The organism is Oleiphilus sp. HI0125 (assembly GCF_001635355.1).
This window is the reverse complement of sequence record NZ_LWGF01000215.1, coordinates 1-725: the sequence shown is the minus strand read 5'-3', so window position 1 is coordinate 725 and position 725 is coordinate 1. Positions and strand designations below refer to the sequence as shown.

Below are 725 nucleotides of genomic sequence, written 5' to 3'. Positions count from 1 at the left end.
CGGCTTGGGTGTTCTAAAACTCTACGGTTACTACCTCAAAATCACAGGCGAGAATACCTTGAGAACGATCGAACAACACGCGGGTATCAGTGAAACAGAGCCGGGGACCTTTGATATTTTCGATCAATTACAGCGTGCAGAGTGGGATACATTGATGTTCTTCTATGGCGTTGTGTTATGCGTTGGTGGCCTAAGTGCGTTTGGCTACCTCAACTTGGCGTNTATTTTTATGTACGAGCAAATGGGCGCGAGCTGGGCCAATATTTTGGTCGGTGTGCTGTCGGCGATTGTTGATAATATTCCTGTCATGTTTGCCGTGTTAACTATGCTTCCTGATATGTCAGTGAATCAATGGTTATTGGTGACATTAACTGCTGGTGTAGGTGGTTCGATGCTCTCGATTGGTTCTGCGGCGGGTGTTGCCTTGATGGGGCAAGCACGCGGCTATTACACGTTCTTCAGCCATTTGAAATGGACGTGGGCAATCGCTTTAGGTTATGTCGCTTCTATTGCTGTGCATTTTTGGATTACGGATATGCCTTTTTGAGCAAGATCAACGTGTTCAAAAATAATTGATTGAAAAAGGCGCCTTACTTTTACAGGGCGCCTTTTTTGGTTTTTAATGAAAGAATATGTTCAGTTAAACATGCGTAGGAAGGTAGTGCTTTGAGCGAAACGTTTGAGGATATGCCGCTATATCCTAAGGAACTTAGCTGGCTAGCGTT

1 protein-coding gene is annotated in these 725 nt (G+C 44.8%); it reads left to right on the top strand.

Going from position 1 to position 725, the window contains the following annotated elements:
• On the top strand, positions 1–547 hold a 547-nt coding region (gene nhaD / locus A3762_RS03315; RefSeq protein ID WP_197468990.1), incomplete at its 5' end, for a sodium:proton antiporter NhaD.
• Positions 548–725 lie beyond the last annotated feature (178 nt).